The sequence below is a fragment of the Pseudomonas sp. 2VD genome, from assembly GCF_005503585.1.
Taxonomy (GTDB): Bacteria; Pseudomonadota; Gammaproteobacteria; order Pseudomonadales; family Pseudomonadaceae; genus Pseudomonas; species Pseudomonas aeruginosa.
Genome location: NZ_SCND01000142.1, coordinates 1 through 13,827, shown reverse-complemented (window position 1 = coordinate 13,827; position 13,827 = coordinate 1). Strand labels below are relative to the sequence as shown.

Genomic DNA, 13,827 nt, shown 5'->3' with positions numbered 1-13,827 from the left:
CCCTGGAGACGCTCTACCCGGGCCGCATCGACCTCGGCCTTGGCCGCGCCCCGGGCGCCGACCAGGCGACCATGCGCGCCTTGCGTCGCGATCGCCTGGGCAACGGCGACGACTTCCCCGAGCAGGTCGCCGAGCTGGAAATGCTGCTCGGCCCGCGCCGTTCCCAGCAGAGCCTGCTGGCGGTGCCGGGCGAGGGTACCCAGGTGCCGATCTGGCTACTCGGTTCGAGCCTGTTCAGCGCCCACCTGGCGGCGCAGAAAGGCTTGCCCTATGCCTTCGCTTCGCATTTTGCACCACGTTACCTGCACGAGGCGCTGCGCATCTACCGCAGCAACTTCCAGCCCTCGGCGGTACTCGACAAACCCTACGCGATGATCGGCGTGCCGCTGATCGCCGCACCTACCGACGAAGAGGCCGAGTTCCTCGCCACTACCGCCTTCCAGCGCGTGCTGGCGCTGATCCGCGGCGAGAGCCTGAAACAGAAGCCGCCGGTGGAAAGCATGGCGCCGTTGTGGCTGCCCCACGAGCAGGATGCGGTCGGCAGCTTCTTCGGCCTGGCGGTGATCGGCGGTCCGGAGAAGGTTCGCGCGCGCCTGGAGATCCTCCTGGAGCAGACCGGCGCCGACGAGCTTATCTTCACCAGCGACTTCTACGAGCACGCCCATCGGCTGCGCTCTTGCGAAATCGTCGCGGGGCTGAAAGGGGCGTGATCCGGGGCCTGTAGGGAAAATGATGTAGACCTGCGTGCGGTAGGGTCTTTCGGCGATAGGTTTTTTGGTTCTAAACTTAGAACTAAAAACAATAAGCCAGAGAGGAACCCTGCCATGCCGGTTGCACACCGACTGCTGTTTTCATTGACCGCCTTGCTGGCGGCGACGGCCCAGGCCGCCGTCGACGGCCAGAAACTCTATACCCAGGGCGGCGCCAACCCGGCCGCCGCGGCCTGCGTCACCTGCCACGGCGCCGATGGCATGGGCCTGGCCGCCGCCGGCTTTCCGCGCCTGGCGGGCCTTCCCGCCACCTACCTGAGCAAGCAGCTGCACGACCTCAAGCAGGGCGGCAGTCGCGAGCACCCGGTGATGAAGGGCATAGCCGATGCTCTCGGCGACGACGAGATCCAGGCGCTCGCCAATACCCTCGCGGCAATGCCGGCGCCCAAGCCGGTGGCGCTGTCGCGCGTGGCCACCCCGCGCAGCCCCGGCGAGACCCTGGCGGTGCGTGGCGCCTGGGAGCGCAACATTCCCGAGTGCGTGACCTGTCACGGTCCGGCCGGCAGCGGCGTGGGGGAGGCCTTCCCGCCGTTGCAGGGGCAGGGCGAGATGTACCTGAGCAACCAGTTGCGCGCCTGGCAGCTTGGCACTCGCCGCAACGACCCGAACGATCTGATGGGACATATCGCCAAATCCCTCAGCGAAGAGGAGATCCGCAGCGTCAGCCAGTTCTTCGCCACCCTCGGTCAGGCAGGAGGCCAGCCATGAACATGCCGTCGATCCTTTCCCTGGCCGTCGCCGGCCTGCTGGTCGCTCCCGTCCACGCGGCAACGGCGCCCTCGGAGCCGTTCCAGCCGCCGGCGGAAAGCAGCCTCCCGGACAACGCCTTCGGCGAAATGGTCCGCCAGGGCCAGGCGCTGTTCGTGGAAACCCGGAAGAACGCGCCGCATCTGGTCGGCAACCAGCTCAACTGCGTCAACTGCCATCTCGACCAGGGCCGCCGGGCCAACTCCGCGCCGCAGTGGGCGGCCTACCCGGTCTATCCGGCGTTCCGCGCCAAGAACAACAAGGTCAATACGTTCGCCGAGCGCCTGCAGGGCTGCTTCCAGTTCAGCATGAACGGCAAGGTGCCGGCGGCCGACAGCCCGGAGATCAAGGCCCTGACCGTCTACGCCTATTGGCTGGCGAGCCAGGCGCCGACCGGGGTCAGCCTGCCCGGACGCGGCTATCCGGACGTGGCCCCGCCGGAAGGCGGCTACAGCATCGAGCGCGGCGCCAAGGTCTATGCCGCGCAGTGCGCGATCTGCCACGGCGCCGACGGCCAGGGCCAGATGGCTCTGGGGCAGGCGGTGTTCCCGCCGCTGTGGGGCGCGCAGTCGTTCAACTGGGGCGCGGGCATGCACCGCATCAACACCGCGGCTTCCTTCATCAAGTACAACATGCCGTTGGGCAAGCCCGGTACCCTCAGCGACCGCGACGCCTGGGACGTTGCCGCCTTCATGAACAGCCACGAGCGCCCGCAGGACCCGCGCCTGGTGGAGGGTTCGGTGGAGAAGACGCGGCAGAAGTTCCATGCCAACGACGGCGTCAACCTGTACGGACAGAAGGTCAACGGCGTGCTGCTGGGACAGGGAATCTGACCCTCGTGGCCTGGCGTCCGCAGGACGGAGACCCGGTCCGGCGGAAGCAGGTCGGCGCGGGGGTAGGGCGGATAACGCCAACGGCGTTATCCGCCGATGCCTGGGCCTCGGTCCGGCGGATAGCCGCGGGCGGCTATTCGCCCTACGGGGGCCGGTTGGCGGGTGGGCCCGCGCATCACTCGCGCAGCGGCATTTCCAGCGTCACCCGCAGGCCGTCCGCGCGACTGTCGAAGTCCAGCCGGCATTGGCAGCGTTGCACGATGGCCTGGACGATGGCCAGGCCGAGCCCGCTGCCGCCGCTCTTGCCGTGGCGCCAGAAGCGCCGGGTGAGATGCGGCAGGTCGGCTTCGGCGATGCCCGGGCCGTGGTCGCGGACGTGGAAGCGCGCGCAGCCTTGCGCGGTTTCCACCGCCAGCTCCACCCGGGTGCCGGCGGCGGTGTGGCGCAGGGCGTTGTCCAGCAGGTTGCGCAGCGCGGCGATGGCCAGCACCGAGGGGACTTCCAGCGGCGCCTCGGACAAGCCGTCGGCCAGCCTCAGCTCGAACATCCGCTCATCGCCGTGACCGGCGTCGTGCATGGCCACCCGGGCGGCATCCTCGGCGCTGCACTGCACGCCGTCGTCGAACGACAGGCTGCCTTCCACCCGCGCCAGCAGCAACAACTGGTCCAGCGTCCGGTGCAGACGGTCGGCGCCTTCCTCGGCGTGGGCCAGGGCCTGCTCGGCGGCGGCGCCCTCGGTCATGCGCGCGACCTGCAGGTGGGTCTTGATCGCGGTCAGCGGGCTGCGCAGTTCGTGGGCGGCATCGCCGGTCAGGCGTCGCTCGCGTTCGATGGCCTGGGCGATGCGCTGGAACAACTGGTTCTGGGTTTCCACCAGCGGCTTCAGTTCGCTCGGCAGGGCCGCCAGCTCCAGTGGCTCCAGCGAGTCGGCGCCGCGCCGGGTGAGGGCGTCGCGAATCCGCTTGAGCGGCGCCAGACCCTGGCCGGCGCCGAGCCAGAGCAGGGCCAGGCTGCCGAGCAGGGCGACCGTCACCGGCACCGCGGCGGCCACCACCACCGAGCGTTGCAGCACGTCGCGCTCTTCCAGGCGGTCGGCGGTGCTGACCCGCAGATCGCCGGCCTGCACGGTGAAGCTGCGCCACAGCACGCCGTTGATTTCCTGGTCGCGGAAGCCGCTGGCGGTGCTGTCCAGCGCCCGCTCCGGGGTGGCATGGCTCTGCGCCAGGACTTCGCCGCGCAATGAGCTGACCTGGCAGGCCATGCCGTTGGGAATACCCAGTTGCTCCGCGCTCAGGCGCGTGGTCTGGCCGTCCGCCGGCTGCGGCTGCGGCAACTGCTGGAGCAGGCCGGCGACCATCCGCGCCGAGGCCGCCAGGCGTTGGTCGAAGGAGCGCATCATCTGCCCGCGCAGGTCGCAGAGCATCCAGGCCGCGGCCAGCGACCAGAGCAGGATGAAGGCCGAGCCGAGGATCAGGGTCAGGCGCAGGCGCAGGCTCATGCGTCGTCTCCGTCGCCGCGCGCCGGCCCGAGGCGGTAGCCGAGGCCGCGCACGGTCTGCACGATGGCGTTGCCGAGCTTGCGCCGCAGGTGATGGATGTGGACGTTGAGGGCGTTGCTCTCGACCTCGTCGCCGAAGCCATAGACGCTGTCCTTGAGCTGCTCGCCGCTGAGGATCCGCCCGCGGTTGTTGAGCAATGCCTGCAACAGCGCCTGTTCGCGTCGCGACAGCTCCACGGGGCGACCGTCGAGCCAGGTTTCGCGGGTGCTCGGATCGTAGCTGAGGCGACCGTGTTCGATGACGTTGACGCAGCGCCCGGCGGAGCGCCGTTGCAAGGTATGCAGGCGGGCGCCGAGTTCGCGCAGGTCGAAGGGCTTGAGCAGGTAGTCGTCGGCGCCGGCCTGCAACCCGGCGACCCGGTCGGTCACCGCGTCGCGCGCGGTCAGCACCAGCACCGGCAGGTCGACGCCCTGCTGGCGCAGGCGTTGCAGCAGGCGCAGGCCGTCCTCGTCGGGCAGGCCGAGATCGAGGACCAGCACGTCGAAGCGCGCCACCTGGAGCAGCGCCTGGGTATCGGCGGCGCTGGCCACCCGGTCCACGGTCAGGCCCTGGGCGTTGAGGCCGGCGACGATGCCACTGGCGATCAGGTCGTCGTCTTCGGTGAGCAGTACATGCATGGCGGTATCGCTGGTTAAAGGGATAGGAGTCTGAAGCGGGCGAATTAAGCCAGGATTATGCCCCGCCCGGCGCGTCGCCGGGGTTTTCCCGTGGCCGCGTTAACGGCCTGTTAATCGTCGCTGGCCATGCTGCCGCCGAGTTCATCGTAGAAGGCGTTATCCATGCGTGTGTTGATCCTGCTCCTGATGTTCCTGCTGCCGGGCCTGTCCCAGGCGCAACCGGGCGACGACCTGTTCGCGCCGCGCGGCGCGACGCAGACGGATTTCCTGCCGGTGGAGAAAGCCTTCCGCTTCACCTGGGAGCGCCTCGACGACGGCCAGGTGCAACTGCGCTGGCAGATCGCGCCGGGCTACTACCTGTACCAGAAGCGCCTGCGCTTCGACGGACTCGACCCGGCCTTGCAGCCGCAGCTGCCGCCCGGCGAAAGCCACAGCGACGAGTTCTTCGGCGAGTCGCAGGTCTATCGCCAGAGCCTGGAACTGACCCTGCCGGCGGCCGCCGCCGGACAACTGCGCCTGGGCTGGCAGGGCTGCGCCGATGCCGGCCTGTGCTATCCGCCGCAGAGCCAGGCGCTCGACCTGGGCGGTACCGGCCCTGCCGCCGCCGGGACGAGCGGCGAAGTCGCCGAGGACCAGGGCCTGGCCGGCAGCCTGCAGGCCGGCAACCTGGCCTGGAGCCTGTTGCTGTTCTTCGGCCTCGGCCTGCTGCTGGCGTTCGCTCCCTGTTCGCTGCCGATGCTGCCGATCCTCGCCGGGCTGGTGGTCGGCAGCGGCGCCGGCCCTCGTCGCGGCCTGCTGCTGGCCGGTAGCTACGTGCTGAGCATGGCGCTGGTCTACGCTGGACTCGGGGTGGTCGCGGCGCTGCTTGGCGGCAACCTGCAGGCCTGGCTGCAACAGCCGTGGCTGCTGGGCAGCTTCGCCGCGCTGTTCGTGTTCCTCGCGCTGCCGATGTTCGGCTTCTTCGAACTGCAACTGCCGGCTGCCCTGCGCGACCGCCTCGACGGTCTCAGTCGCGGCCGCAAGGGCGGCAGCCTGGCCGGTGCCGCTGCGCTCGGCGCGTTGTCCGGGCTGCTGGTGGGGCCGTGCATGACCGCGCCGCTGGCCGGCGCCTTGCTCTATATCGCGCAGACCGGCAATGCCCTGCATGGCGGCCTGGTGCTGTTCAGCCTGGGCCTCGGCATCGGCATGCCGCTGTTGCTGCTGGTGACGGTCGGCAGCCGCTTCCTGCCCAAGCCCGGTCCCTGGATGAACCTGGTCAAGGGCGTGTTCGGCTTCCTTTTCCTCGGCACCGCCTGGATACTCCTGCGTCCGCTGCTCGGCGAGGCGCTGTGGATCGGCCTTGGCGGCGCGTTGCTGCTGGTCCTGGCCTACGCCGCGCTGCACACGGCGCGAGGCCTGGCACGGCACGCGGTGCTGTTCGGCGCGGCGGGCTGCATCTTCGGTCTCTGGGGCGCGGCGATGCTGCTGGGCGCCGCGGCCGGGGCAGACGACCCCTGGCGTCCGCTACAGGTGTATGCGGCGGCGAACCGGGGCGCTACGCCGACGGCCAGCGCGCATGAGGCGTTCCTCACGGTCAGCCAGCCGGCCGAGCTGGACCGTCAGTTGGCTGCGGCCAAGGCCGAGGGACAATGGGTGCTGCTCGACTACTACGCTGACTGGTGCGTGTCCTGCCGGATCATGGAGAAACAGGTGTTCGCCAAACCCGATGTGCTCGCCGCCCTGCAGGGCGTGCGCCTGCTGCGGCTCGACGTGACCGCGGATAACGCCGCCAGCCGCGAGCTGCTGCACCGCTACCAGGTACCCGGCCCGCCGAGCCTGATCTGGATCGGCCCGGAAGGCGAGGAGCGCCGCGCGCGCCGGTTGACCGGCGAAGTCGACGCCGGCGGCTTCCTCGCCCATTGGCAGGCGACCCGGGAGCGCGGCTGATGCTGAGTTTTTCCCTGGGGCCGCTGGTGGTCTCGCTGCAACACCTGCTGCTGTTCCTCGCCCTCGGCGCCGCGCTGCTCGGCGGTTGGCTGGCGGCGCGCGGTGGCGGGCGCAACGCCGAGCCGGTGCTGTTCAACCTGTTGTTGCTCGGCCTGCTGGTGGCGCGCCTGGCTTTCGTGGTGCGCTACTGGCCGCAGTACCGCGGCGACTTCGCACAGATGCTGGATATCCGCGATGGCGGTTTCCTCGCCTGGCCAGGCCTGCTCGCCGCTGTGCTCGGCGCGCTGTTCTGGGCCTGGCGGCGACCGGCGCTACGTCGCTCGCTGGGTGTCGGCGCCAGCCTCGGGCTGGCGTTCTGGCTGCTTGGCAGCCTGGGCCTGGGCATCTACGAGCGCGGTACGCGCCTGCCCGAACTGAGCCTGCGCAACGCCGCCGGCGAGTCGGTGCAACTGGCCGATTTCCGGGGCCGCCCGCTGGTGATCAACCTCTGGGCCAGTTGGTGCCCGCCGTGTCGGCGCGAGATGCCGGTGCTGCAACAGGCTCAGGCGGAGAATCCCGACGTGGTGTTCCTCTTCGCCAACCAGGGCGAGAGCGCCGAGACCGTGCGCCATTTCCTCCAGGGCGAGAACCTGCGCCTGGACAACCTGCTGTTCGACAACGGCGGGCAGCTTGGCCAGCAGGTCGGCTCGGTCGCCTTGCCCACCACCGTTTTCTACACCGCCGAGGGCCGCCTGCTGGGCAGCCATCTCGGCGAACTGTCCCGCGGCAGCCTGGCGCGCTACCTCGAAGCCTTCGAGCCGGCCGCTGCCGCCCCCGCAACCAGGAGTTCCGAATGAGACTGCCGCGCAACCTGATCACCCTTGGCCTGGGCCTGACCCTCCTCAACGCCGGCCTGGCCACGGCGGCGGAGGAGCTGCCGGCGCCGATCCGCATGGTCCAGGAGAAGGGCGCCCGCATCCTCGGCAGCTTCGACGCCCCGGATGGCCTGCGCGGCTACGCCGCCGAATACCAGAACCAGGGCATGGCGCTGTACCTGACGCCCGACGGCAAGCACGTACTCACCGGCCACCTGTTCGACGCCCAGGGCAAGGACCTCAGCCGCGAACCGCTGGAGCGCCTGGTGTATGCGCCGCTGGCCAAGGAAATGTGGCAGAAGATGGAGCAGAGCGCCTGGATCGCCGATGGCCGTGCCGACGCGCCGCGCGTGGTCTACCTGTTCAGCGACCCGAACTGCCCGTACTGCACCATGTTCTGGGAGCAGGCGCGGCCCTGGGTGGACGCCGGCAAGGTGCAGTTGCGGCATATCATGGTCGGCATCATCCGCGAGGACAGCGAAGCCAAGTCCGCCGCGCTGCTGGCCAGCAAGGACCCGCAGAAGGCCCTGCACGACCATGAGCAGGCGGGCAAGGCCAGCACCCTGAAGCCGCTGGCGAAGATCCCGGCGGCGGTGCGCAAGCAGCTCGCCGGCAACATGGAACTGATGGAGTCGATGGGCGCCGCGGCGACCCCGGCGATCTTCTATCTCAATGCCGAGGGGCGCATGCAGCAGCAACAGGGCGCGCCGCAGCCGGACCAGTTGGCGGAGATCCTCGGTCCGCGTTGATCCTCCGGGCCGGCGCCGAGCCGCCGGCCATCTATACTCCCTGCGTTACGCCAACCCAGCGGAGCGAGGGCCATGGACGACGCATTCAGCGAGGAAGGCAGCGCGCAGCCGCGCCATGACGCTCAGCGTCCGGCGCTGGCCCCGCGGAGCGACGGTTTCGACATCCACACCTACCATCCCGACTTCGTCGCCGATCCCTATCCGCTGTTGCGGCTGATCCGCTCCCGTGCGCCGGTCTGCCGCGACCAGGCCTCGATCTGGTGGATCAGTCGCTATGCCGATGTCTCGGCGTGCCTGCGCGACCGCCGTTTCTCCGCCGACCCCGCTCGCCTTGGCGCCGCCGGCGTCCGCCAGGGCGGCGCCAGCTGGTTCGGCCACCAGCAATTGCAACCGCTGGCGCGCTTCTACGACAACTTCATGCTGTTCAATGACGCGCCGCGGCACACCCGCCTGCGCAGGCTGTTCGCTCCGGCCTTCGGCCCCGACGCCGTGCGCCGCTGGGAGGCGTGCATCGAGGCGCTGGTGGAAGAGCTCCTCGACAGCTTGCTGGAGCGCCGCGAGCCCGATCTGCTCAGGGACTTCGCCGAACCGCTGACGATCCGGGTGGCCGCCGAGCTGTTCGGCTTTCCCCGCGAAGATACCGGGCAACTGCTGCCCTGGGGCCGCGACCTGGCCGCCGGGCTCGATCTCGCCGCCAGCCACGGCGATGCCGGGCAGATCAACCGCAGCGCGGCCGCCTTCAGCGACTACCTGCAACGCCAGGCGCGCGGCTGGAGCGATGGCTCTTCGCGCCCGCCGTCCGGCGCGGCGCCGAGCATCCTCGACGGCGCCGCGATGCTGGAGGCCGGACTGGGCCTCGAGGACCTGGTGGCGGCCTATGCCATGGTGTTCATGGCCGCGTTCGAAACCACCATCAGCATGGTCGGCAACGCTACGCTGGCGCTGCTCACCCATCCCGACCAGCTCGACCTGCTGCGGCGGTGCCCGGAGCTGGCGGCGAACGCGGTGGAGGAACTGCTGCGCTTCGACGGCGCGGTGCGCGGCGGCGTGCGTTGCACCCTGGAGGAGGTGGAGATCGGCGGCCAGCGGATTCCGCCTGGAGAGAAGGTCTGGCTGAGCTTCCTCGCGGCGAACCGCGACCCGGAGATGTTCGCCGCCCCCGACCGCCTGCAATTGCAGCGAGCGAACGCCAAGCAGCACGTGGCGTTCGCCCATGGTCCGCACTACTGCCTGGGCGCGTACCTGGCCCGGCTCGAATTGCAATGCGCATTGCGCGGCCTGGTGCGTCGCCGTTTCGCCCTGGCCTCGGAACCGACGGACCTGCGCTGGCGGCGCAGCTCGGTGTTCCGCACCCTGGAGCGCTTGCCGATCGTCCCGGAAGGCGACGCTCAGAAGACCTGCGAGTAGCGCAGGATCAGCCGGCTGCCCTCGCTGCGGTTGCGTGCGCCGTATTCGTGATAGGCATTGAGGAACAGCCGCGACTTGCCCCAGCCGAACATCAGCGCCGGGCCGATGGCATCGACCTGCTCGCGGGAGTCCGGGCGGTCGTGCCCGTCGACCCGCTCGTCGGTGATCTGTCGCAGGCTGTAGCCGGACAACCCGACTCGCCAATGCGCATCCAGCGCCAGCGATACCGAGTAGTTGGCGTGGAACGCCTGGCCCGGCTGCAGGTAGTCGTCGGCCAACGGCGGCGCCGGGTCGCGATTCTTGCCCGGCAACAGGTACTGCAGGCGAGCGCTGGCTTCCCAGCCTTCGGCGAATTCCCAGGTCAGCGCGTAGTGCGGGTTGAAGCTCCAGTGGTTGCTGCCGGGATTGATCGCCCGATGCCTGTCATAGCGCCCGGTGGGTAACTGGAAGGCGAGGTTCAGGCGCTGCCAGTAGGGCCGGCCGAACAGCTCGGTCTGTGGCCATTGCAGGATGAACGGACTGACGATCAGGTTGCCGAGGCCGTTGGCGCTGCCAGCGTGGGGTTCGAAGTCGGGATCGGCGAGCAGCACCGGGACGAGGATTTCCGCGCCGTAGTAGGCGCCGAACAGCTGGTGCTGGCTGATGTGGGCGAAGTGGCTGGTGGCGAGCAGGGTGCGCAGGCGATTGTCGAGCGGGCGCCGGTGACCGTTGGCGTCCATGAAGTCGTCGGCCTCGTAGATATTCACGAACTGCTGGAACAGCGTGCCGGGCAGGGCCTTGCCGTCGAGGAAGGAGGTCTGGCCGAGGTTCATCCCCGGCAGCGCGGCGATAGCCTGGAACGAGGGCAGCAGTAGGGGCAGGGCCAGCAGGCTGGCCCGGATGCGGGTGGTCATGGGCGTGTCCTTCTTGTTGTTGTTTTCCACGGGGCAGCGCGTCAGTCCGGCAGGTAGTCGGGCTGGCGCTCGGGGCTGGCGCGCTGGAAGGCTTCGAGCGCCAGGCAGCGCCCCTCCAGTTCGAGCAACGCCGGGTAGGGCGCCAGGTCACAGCCCATGCGCCGGGCGTTGGCCAGTTGCGGCACCAGGCAGCACTCGACGATGCCCGCTGCGGCGCCGGCGAAGAAGGCGCCGCGACGGTGTCGGTTCAGCAGGGTCTCCGCCGCCGCCAGGCCCTCGGCGACCCAGTGCGCGTACCAGCGCTGGCGGTCCTCGGCGTCTATGCCGAGGACCTGGGTCAGGTACTTGAGCACCCGCACGTTGTTCAGCGGATGGATGTCGCAGGCCACCAGCAGGGCCAGTTCCAGCGCCTGGGCGCGATGCAGTGGGTCGAGAGGGATCAGGCGCGGTTCGGGCTGCACGGCGTCGAGGTAGTCGATGATCGCCAGCGACTGGCTGAACCGACGGCCGTCGGCGTCGACCAGGGTCGGCAGCGCGCCCATCGGGTTGCGCTGGCGGTCGGCCGGGCGCAGTTGCTCGCCCTGCCGCAGGTTGACCGGCACTACCTGGTAATCCAGACCTTTCAGGGCCAATGCGATACGCACCCGATAGGACGTGGAGCTGTTGAAGAAGCTGTAGAGCTGCATGGGAAGTCCTGTTCAGAGAGTGACGGAAGAAGGCCTGGCCCGGCGCCGGCCCAGGCGATGCACGGCCACGGCGGCGAGCAGCGCCGGGATCACCAGCAGGGCGAGGATGCCGCTGAAGCCCAGGCCCAGGCCGAGCAGGGCGCCGCCGCTGAGGGAGCCGACGATCGAGCCGATGCGGCCCAGGCCGAGGGCCCAGCTGACCCCGGTGGCGCGGCTGCGGGTCGGATAGAAATCGGCGGCCAGGGCGTTGGCGCCGACCTGCGAGCCGCTGATGCAGAAACCGACGCCGGCGACGCACAGCGCCAGCAGGGCGAAGCTGTGGTAGAGGCTGGCGATGCCGAGGATGAACAGGGCGCCGCCGACGTAGGCCAGGCTCAGCACCCGGTGCGCGTCGAAGCGATCCATGGCGCTGCCCAGGAGGAGTGCGCCGAGGGTGCCGCCGAGCTGGAACATGGCGCTGATCGTCGCCGCCTCGCCGAGACTGAAGCCGGTGCCGCCGATCAGCGTCGGCAGCCAGTTGGTCAGCAGGTAGATGATCAGCAGGCCCATGAAAAAGGTGGCCCAGAGCAGCAGGGTGCCGCCGCGCAGCTCGGCGCCGAGGATCTGCCGCAGGGGCGAGGTGCCGTCGGACTCGTCGGCGGGCAGTTCGAGGCGCCCGGCCCAGCCGTCGGGCAGGCGCCCCAGGCGTTCGAGGATGCGCCGCAGGCGCGCCGCGTCCGGTGCGCGGCGGGCGAGGAAGCGCACCGACTCCGGCAGGCATGCCCAGAGCAGCGGCAGGCTCGCCAGGGGCAGGCCGCCGCCGAGCAGCAGCACGCTTTCCCAGCCCAGCGCCGGGACCATCCGCGCGGCGAGCAGGCCGCCCAGCGCCGAGCCGAGGGTGAAACCGCAGAACATTGCGGTGACCATCAGCGCGCGGTGTCGGCGCGGGCAGTATTCGGAGGTCAGGGTGATCGCGTTGGGCATCGCCCCGCCCAGGCCGAGGCCGGTGAGAAAGCGCAGCAGGGCCAGGGTTTCCACCGAACCGGCGTAGGCCGAGGCGAGGCTCCAGCCGCCGAAGAACAGCACCGAGAGCAGGAGCACGCTCTTGCGTCCGAAACGGTCGGCCAGCGGGCCGGCGGCGAAGGCGCCGAGGGCCAGGCCGGCCAGCGCGGCGCCGAGGATCGGGCTGAGTTGCGCCGGGCTCAGTTGCCAGTCGTGGGCCAGGGCCGGGGCGATGAAGCCGATGGCGGCGGTGTCGAATCCGTCCATGGCGACGATCAGGAAGCACAGCGACAGGACTCGCAACTGGAAGGCGGAGATCGCCTGCGCATCGATGAAAGCCTGTACGTCGATCTTGTTGTTCTTGTCGGGCGTAGGCATGAGCGTTCCTCGGCCGTCGCCGCGGCGACGGCCCGGATGAAGGGCAGGGTGGGCCCGCGCCGTGCGCGGGCGGTGGGTCAGACCACGCGGACGCTGAGTTCGCCGAGGCCGTCGATGGCGCCGAGCATCCGCTCGCCGCGCTCGACCGCGCCGACGCCTTCCGGGGTGCCGGTGAAGACCAGGTCGCCGGGGCGCAGCTCGAAGAAGCGCGACAGGTAGCTGACGGTTTCCGCCACCGACCAGATCAACTGGTCGATGTCGCTGCGCTGGCGATCTTCGCCGTCGACCTGGAGGCTGATGGCGGCGTGGCGCGGATGGCCGACCTGGCTGGCAGGGTAGAGCGGGCCGATCGGCGCCGAGCGGTCGAAGGCCTTGCCGATCTCCCAGGGCCGGCCCATCTCGCGCATGCGCATCTGCAGGTCGCGGCGGGTCATGTCCAGGCCCACCGCGTAGCCCCAGACGTGTTGCTCGGCCTGCTCCAGGGGGATGTCGCAGCCGCCCTTGCCGATCGCCGCCACCAGTTCGATCTCGTAGTGGTAGTTGCCGGTCTGGCTCGGGTAGGCCAGCTCCAGGGTGCTGCCGGCGGCGACCGGGACCACCGCGTCGGCCGGCTTGCAGAAGAAGAACGGCGGCTCGCGCTCGGGATCGAAGCCCATTTCCCGGGCGTGGGCGGCGTAGTTGCGGCCGACGCAGTAGACCCGCCGCACCGGGAAGATTTGGTCGCTGCCATGGATGGTGAGGCTGACGGGCGCTTCGGGCGCGAAGAGATGGTTCATGGGACGGGTCCTTCAGTGGGCGAGGGTTTCGCGGGATTCGCGGAGGATGCCGAGCGCCTGCTGCACTGGGCGGTCGGAGAAACTGAACAGCACGCAGTCGGTGGCGCCGGCTTCCAGGCGCAGCTCGGCCCAGGAGGGCACGACGAACAGATCCTTGGCCTCGAAGGCGAAGCGCCGGCCGCCGATCTGCGCCACGCCGCTGCCTTCCACCACCGAATAGACGCTGGCGTCGGTGCTGCGCGCGGGCTGCCCGAGGAAGCCGGCCGGCAGCAGTTGCAGGCAGGTGGCGATGGTCGGCATGGCCCAGCCGCCGGTGGCCGGGTTGACGTAGCGCAGCTTGTGGCCTTCCCAGGGATCGGGCCGTTCGAGGCGCGCCAGGCGCTCGAGGGCCTCGCGGCTGCGCGCGTAGGGGTAGCTGAACAGCGGCGAGGTCGGCGTCGTCGGCTGATGGCGCAGCGGCAGCATGTTGCTGCCGTAGCGGGCGAGGCTGTCGCCTTCGCCACGTCGCAACGGCTGCACCGGTTCATCATGGTTTTCGGCGAAGGTGGCGCCGAAGAAACGCAGCATCGGGATGTCCAGGCCGTCCAGCCAGACCACCGGCTCGCCGCCTTCCGCGGCGGGGCGGTTGCCGTGGTCGTGCCAGGTCCAGGAC

Annotated in this window: 13 protein-coding genes and 1 pseudogene; 7 read left to right on the top strand and 7 right to left on the bottom strand. The window is 69.9% G+C overall.

Translation table 11 applies throughout. From position 1 onward, the window contains the following. The 3 genes from FFS27_RS16790 to FFS27_RS16780 all read left to right on the top strand — a co-directional run. Positions 1 to 710, top strand: a 710-nt coding sequence (locus FFS27_RS16790; protein WP_137952104.1) for an MsnO8 family LLM class oxidoreductase, incomplete at its 5' end; no start/stop codon positions are given. Positions 711 to 824: 114 nt separating this feature from the next. Next, entirely contained in the window at positions 825 to 1,478 is a 654-nt protein-coding gene (locus FFS27_RS16785) for a c-type cytochrome (RefSeq protein WP_021264855.1), read from the top strand. Next, the gene (locus tag FFS27_RS16780; RefSeq protein ID WP_021264854.1) at positions 1,475 to 2,350 is read left to right on the top strand and encodes a c-type cytochrome; all 876 of its coding nucleotides are present in this window, start codon (positions 1,475 to 1,477) and stop codon (positions 2,348 to 2,350) included. The genes FFS27_RS16785 and FFS27_RS16780 overlap by 4 nt, the downstream gene beginning before the upstream one ends. 175 nt (positions 2,351 to 2,525) lie before the next feature. On the opposite strand, the gene FFS27_RS16775 is transcribed toward FFS27_RS16780, so the two are convergent. Both FFS27_RS16775 and FFS27_RS16770 read right to left on the bottom strand, forming a co-directional pair. After that, on the bottom strand, positions 2,526 to 3,848 hold the full coding sequence (locus FFS27_RS16775; protein WP_023101218.1) for an ATP-binding protein: 1,323 nt from the start codon (positions 3,846 to 3,848) through the stop codon (positions 2,526 to 2,528). Then, positions 3,845 to 4,525: a response regulator gene (locus FFS27_RS16770; protein WP_003103570.1), complete on the bottom strand. Its 681-nt coding sequence runs from the start codon at positions 4,523 to 4,525 to the stop codon at positions 3,845 to 3,847. The genes FFS27_RS16775 and FFS27_RS16770 overlap by 4 nt, the downstream gene beginning before the upstream one ends. Before the next feature lie 162 nt (positions 4,526 to 4,687). Here FFS27_RS16770 and dsbD point away from each other — a divergent pair, with 162 nt between their 5' ends. The 4 genes from dsbD (at position 4,688) to FFS27_RS16750 (ending at position 9,461) form a co-directional block, all read left to right on the top strand. Further along, a complete protein-coding gene (gene dsbD, locus FFS27_RS16765; protein ID WP_023101219.1) occupies positions 4,688 to 6,451 on the top strand; it encodes a protein-disulfide reductase DsbD in 1,764 nt (587 codons plus the stop codon). After that, positions 6,451 to 7,287: a TlpA family protein disulfide reductase gene (locus FFS27_RS16760; RefSeq protein ID WP_003089792.1), complete on the top strand. Its 837-nt coding sequence runs from the start codon at positions 6,451 to 6,453 to the stop codon at positions 7,285 to 7,287. Before dsbD ends, FFS27_RS16760 begins: the two co-directional genes overlap by 1 nt. Next, positions 7,284 to 8,054 carry a thiol:disulfide interchange protein DsbG gene (gene dsbG, locus FFS27_RS16755; RefSeq protein ID WP_003089790.1) on the top strand — a complete coding sequence of 257 codons (771 nt, stop codon included), beginning with the start codon at positions 7,284 to 7,286 and terminating at the stop codon, positions 8,052 to 8,054. The genes FFS27_RS16760 and dsbG overlap by 4 nt, the downstream gene beginning before the upstream one ends. A 72-nt stretch (positions 8,055 to 8,126) precedes the next feature. Continuing rightward, the gene (locus FFS27_RS16750) at positions 8,127 to 9,461 is read left to right on the top strand and encodes a cytochrome P450 (protein WP_010793051.1); all 1,335 of its coding nucleotides are present in this window, start codon (positions 8,127 to 8,129) and stop codon (positions 9,459 to 9,461) included. Here the strand turns inward: FFS27_RS16750 and FFS27_RS16745 are convergent. The 5 genes and pseudogenes from FFS27_RS16745 to FFS27_RS16725 all read right to left on the bottom strand — a co-directional run. Further along, positions 9,443 to 10,354: a SphA family protein gene (locus FFS27_RS16745; protein WP_003131332.1), complete on the bottom strand. Its 912-nt coding sequence runs from the start codon at positions 10,352 to 10,354 to the stop codon at positions 9,443 to 9,445. The two genes, FFS27_RS16750 and FFS27_RS16745, sit on opposite strands and share 19 nt — an antisense overlap. A 41-nt stretch (positions 10,355 to 10,395) precedes the next feature. Then, complete coding sequence (gene maiA, locus FFS27_RS16740) at positions 10,396 to 11,040, bottom strand: maleylacetoacetate isomerase (RefSeq protein WP_003113293.1); 645 nt, start codon at positions 11,038 to 11,040, stop codon at positions 10,396 to 10,398. Between the two features lie 12 nt (positions 11,041 to 11,052). Beyond that, positions 11,053 to 12,399, bottom strand: a complete 1,347-nt coding sequence (locus tag FFS27_RS16735) for an MFS transporter (protein WP_023101220.1) — start codon at positions 12,397 to 12,399, stop codon at positions 11,053 to 11,055. A 77-nt stretch (positions 12,400 to 12,476) separates the two neighbouring features. Next, a complete protein-coding gene (locus FFS27_RS16730; protein WP_021264850.1) occupies positions 12,477 to 13,175 on the bottom strand; it encodes a fumarylacetoacetate hydrolase family protein in 699 nt (232 codons plus the stop codon). A gap of 12 nt (positions 13,176 to 13,187) precedes the next feature. Continuing rightward, a pseudogene (locus FFS27_RS16725) lies at positions 13,188 to 13,827 on the bottom strand (cupin domain-containing protein); the annotation flags it as partial.

Bases quoted from the DNA above. Each gene is read 5' to 3' on its own strand.
- FFS27_RS16760 (WP_003089792.1), top strand. From the start codon at position 6,451: ATGCTGAGTTTTTCCCTGGGGCCGCTGGTGGTCTCGCTGCAACACCTG.
- FFS27_RS16785 (WP_021264855.1), top strand. From the start codon at position 825: ATGCCGGTTGCACACCGACTGCTGTTTTCATTGACCGCCTTGCTGGCG.
- dsbG (WP_003089790.1), top strand. From the start codon at position 7,284: ATGAGACTGCCGCGCAACCTGATCACCCTTGGCCTGGGCCTGACCCTC.
- FFS27_RS16775 (WP_023101218.1), bottom strand. From the start codon at position 3,848: ATGAGCCTGCGCCTGCGCCTGACCCTGATCCTCGGCTCGGCCTTCATC.
- FFS27_RS16770 (WP_003103570.1), bottom strand. From the start codon at position 4,525: ATGCATGTACTGCTCACCGAAGACGACGACCTGATCGCCAGTGGCATC.
- FFS27_RS16745 (WP_003131332.1), bottom strand. From the start codon at position 10,354: ATGACCACCCGCATCCGGGCCAGCCTGCTGGCCCTGCCCCTACTGCTG.
- FFS27_RS16780 (WP_021264854.1), top strand. From the start codon at position 1,475: ATGAACATGCCGTCGATCCTTTCCCTGGCCGTCGCCGGCCTGCTGGTC.
- maiA (WP_003113293.1), bottom strand. From the start codon at position 11,040: ATGCAGCTCTACAGCTTCTTCAACAGCTCCACGTCCTATCGGGTGCGT.
- FFS27_RS16730 (WP_021264850.1), bottom strand. From the start codon at position 13,175: ATGAACCATCTCTTCGCGCCCGAAGCGCCCGTCAGCCTCACCATCCAT.
- FFS27_RS16735 (WP_023101220.1), bottom strand. From the start codon at position 12,399: ATGCCTACGCCCGACAAGAACAACAAGATCGACGTACAGGCTTTCATC.
- FFS27_RS16750 (WP_010793051.1), top strand. From the start codon at position 8,127: ATGGACGACGCATTCAGCGAGGAAGGCAGCGCGCAGCCGCGCCATGAC.
- dsbD (WP_023101219.1), top strand. From the start codon at position 4,688: ATGCGTGTGTTGATCCTGCTCCTGATGTTCCTGCTGCCGGGCCTGTCC.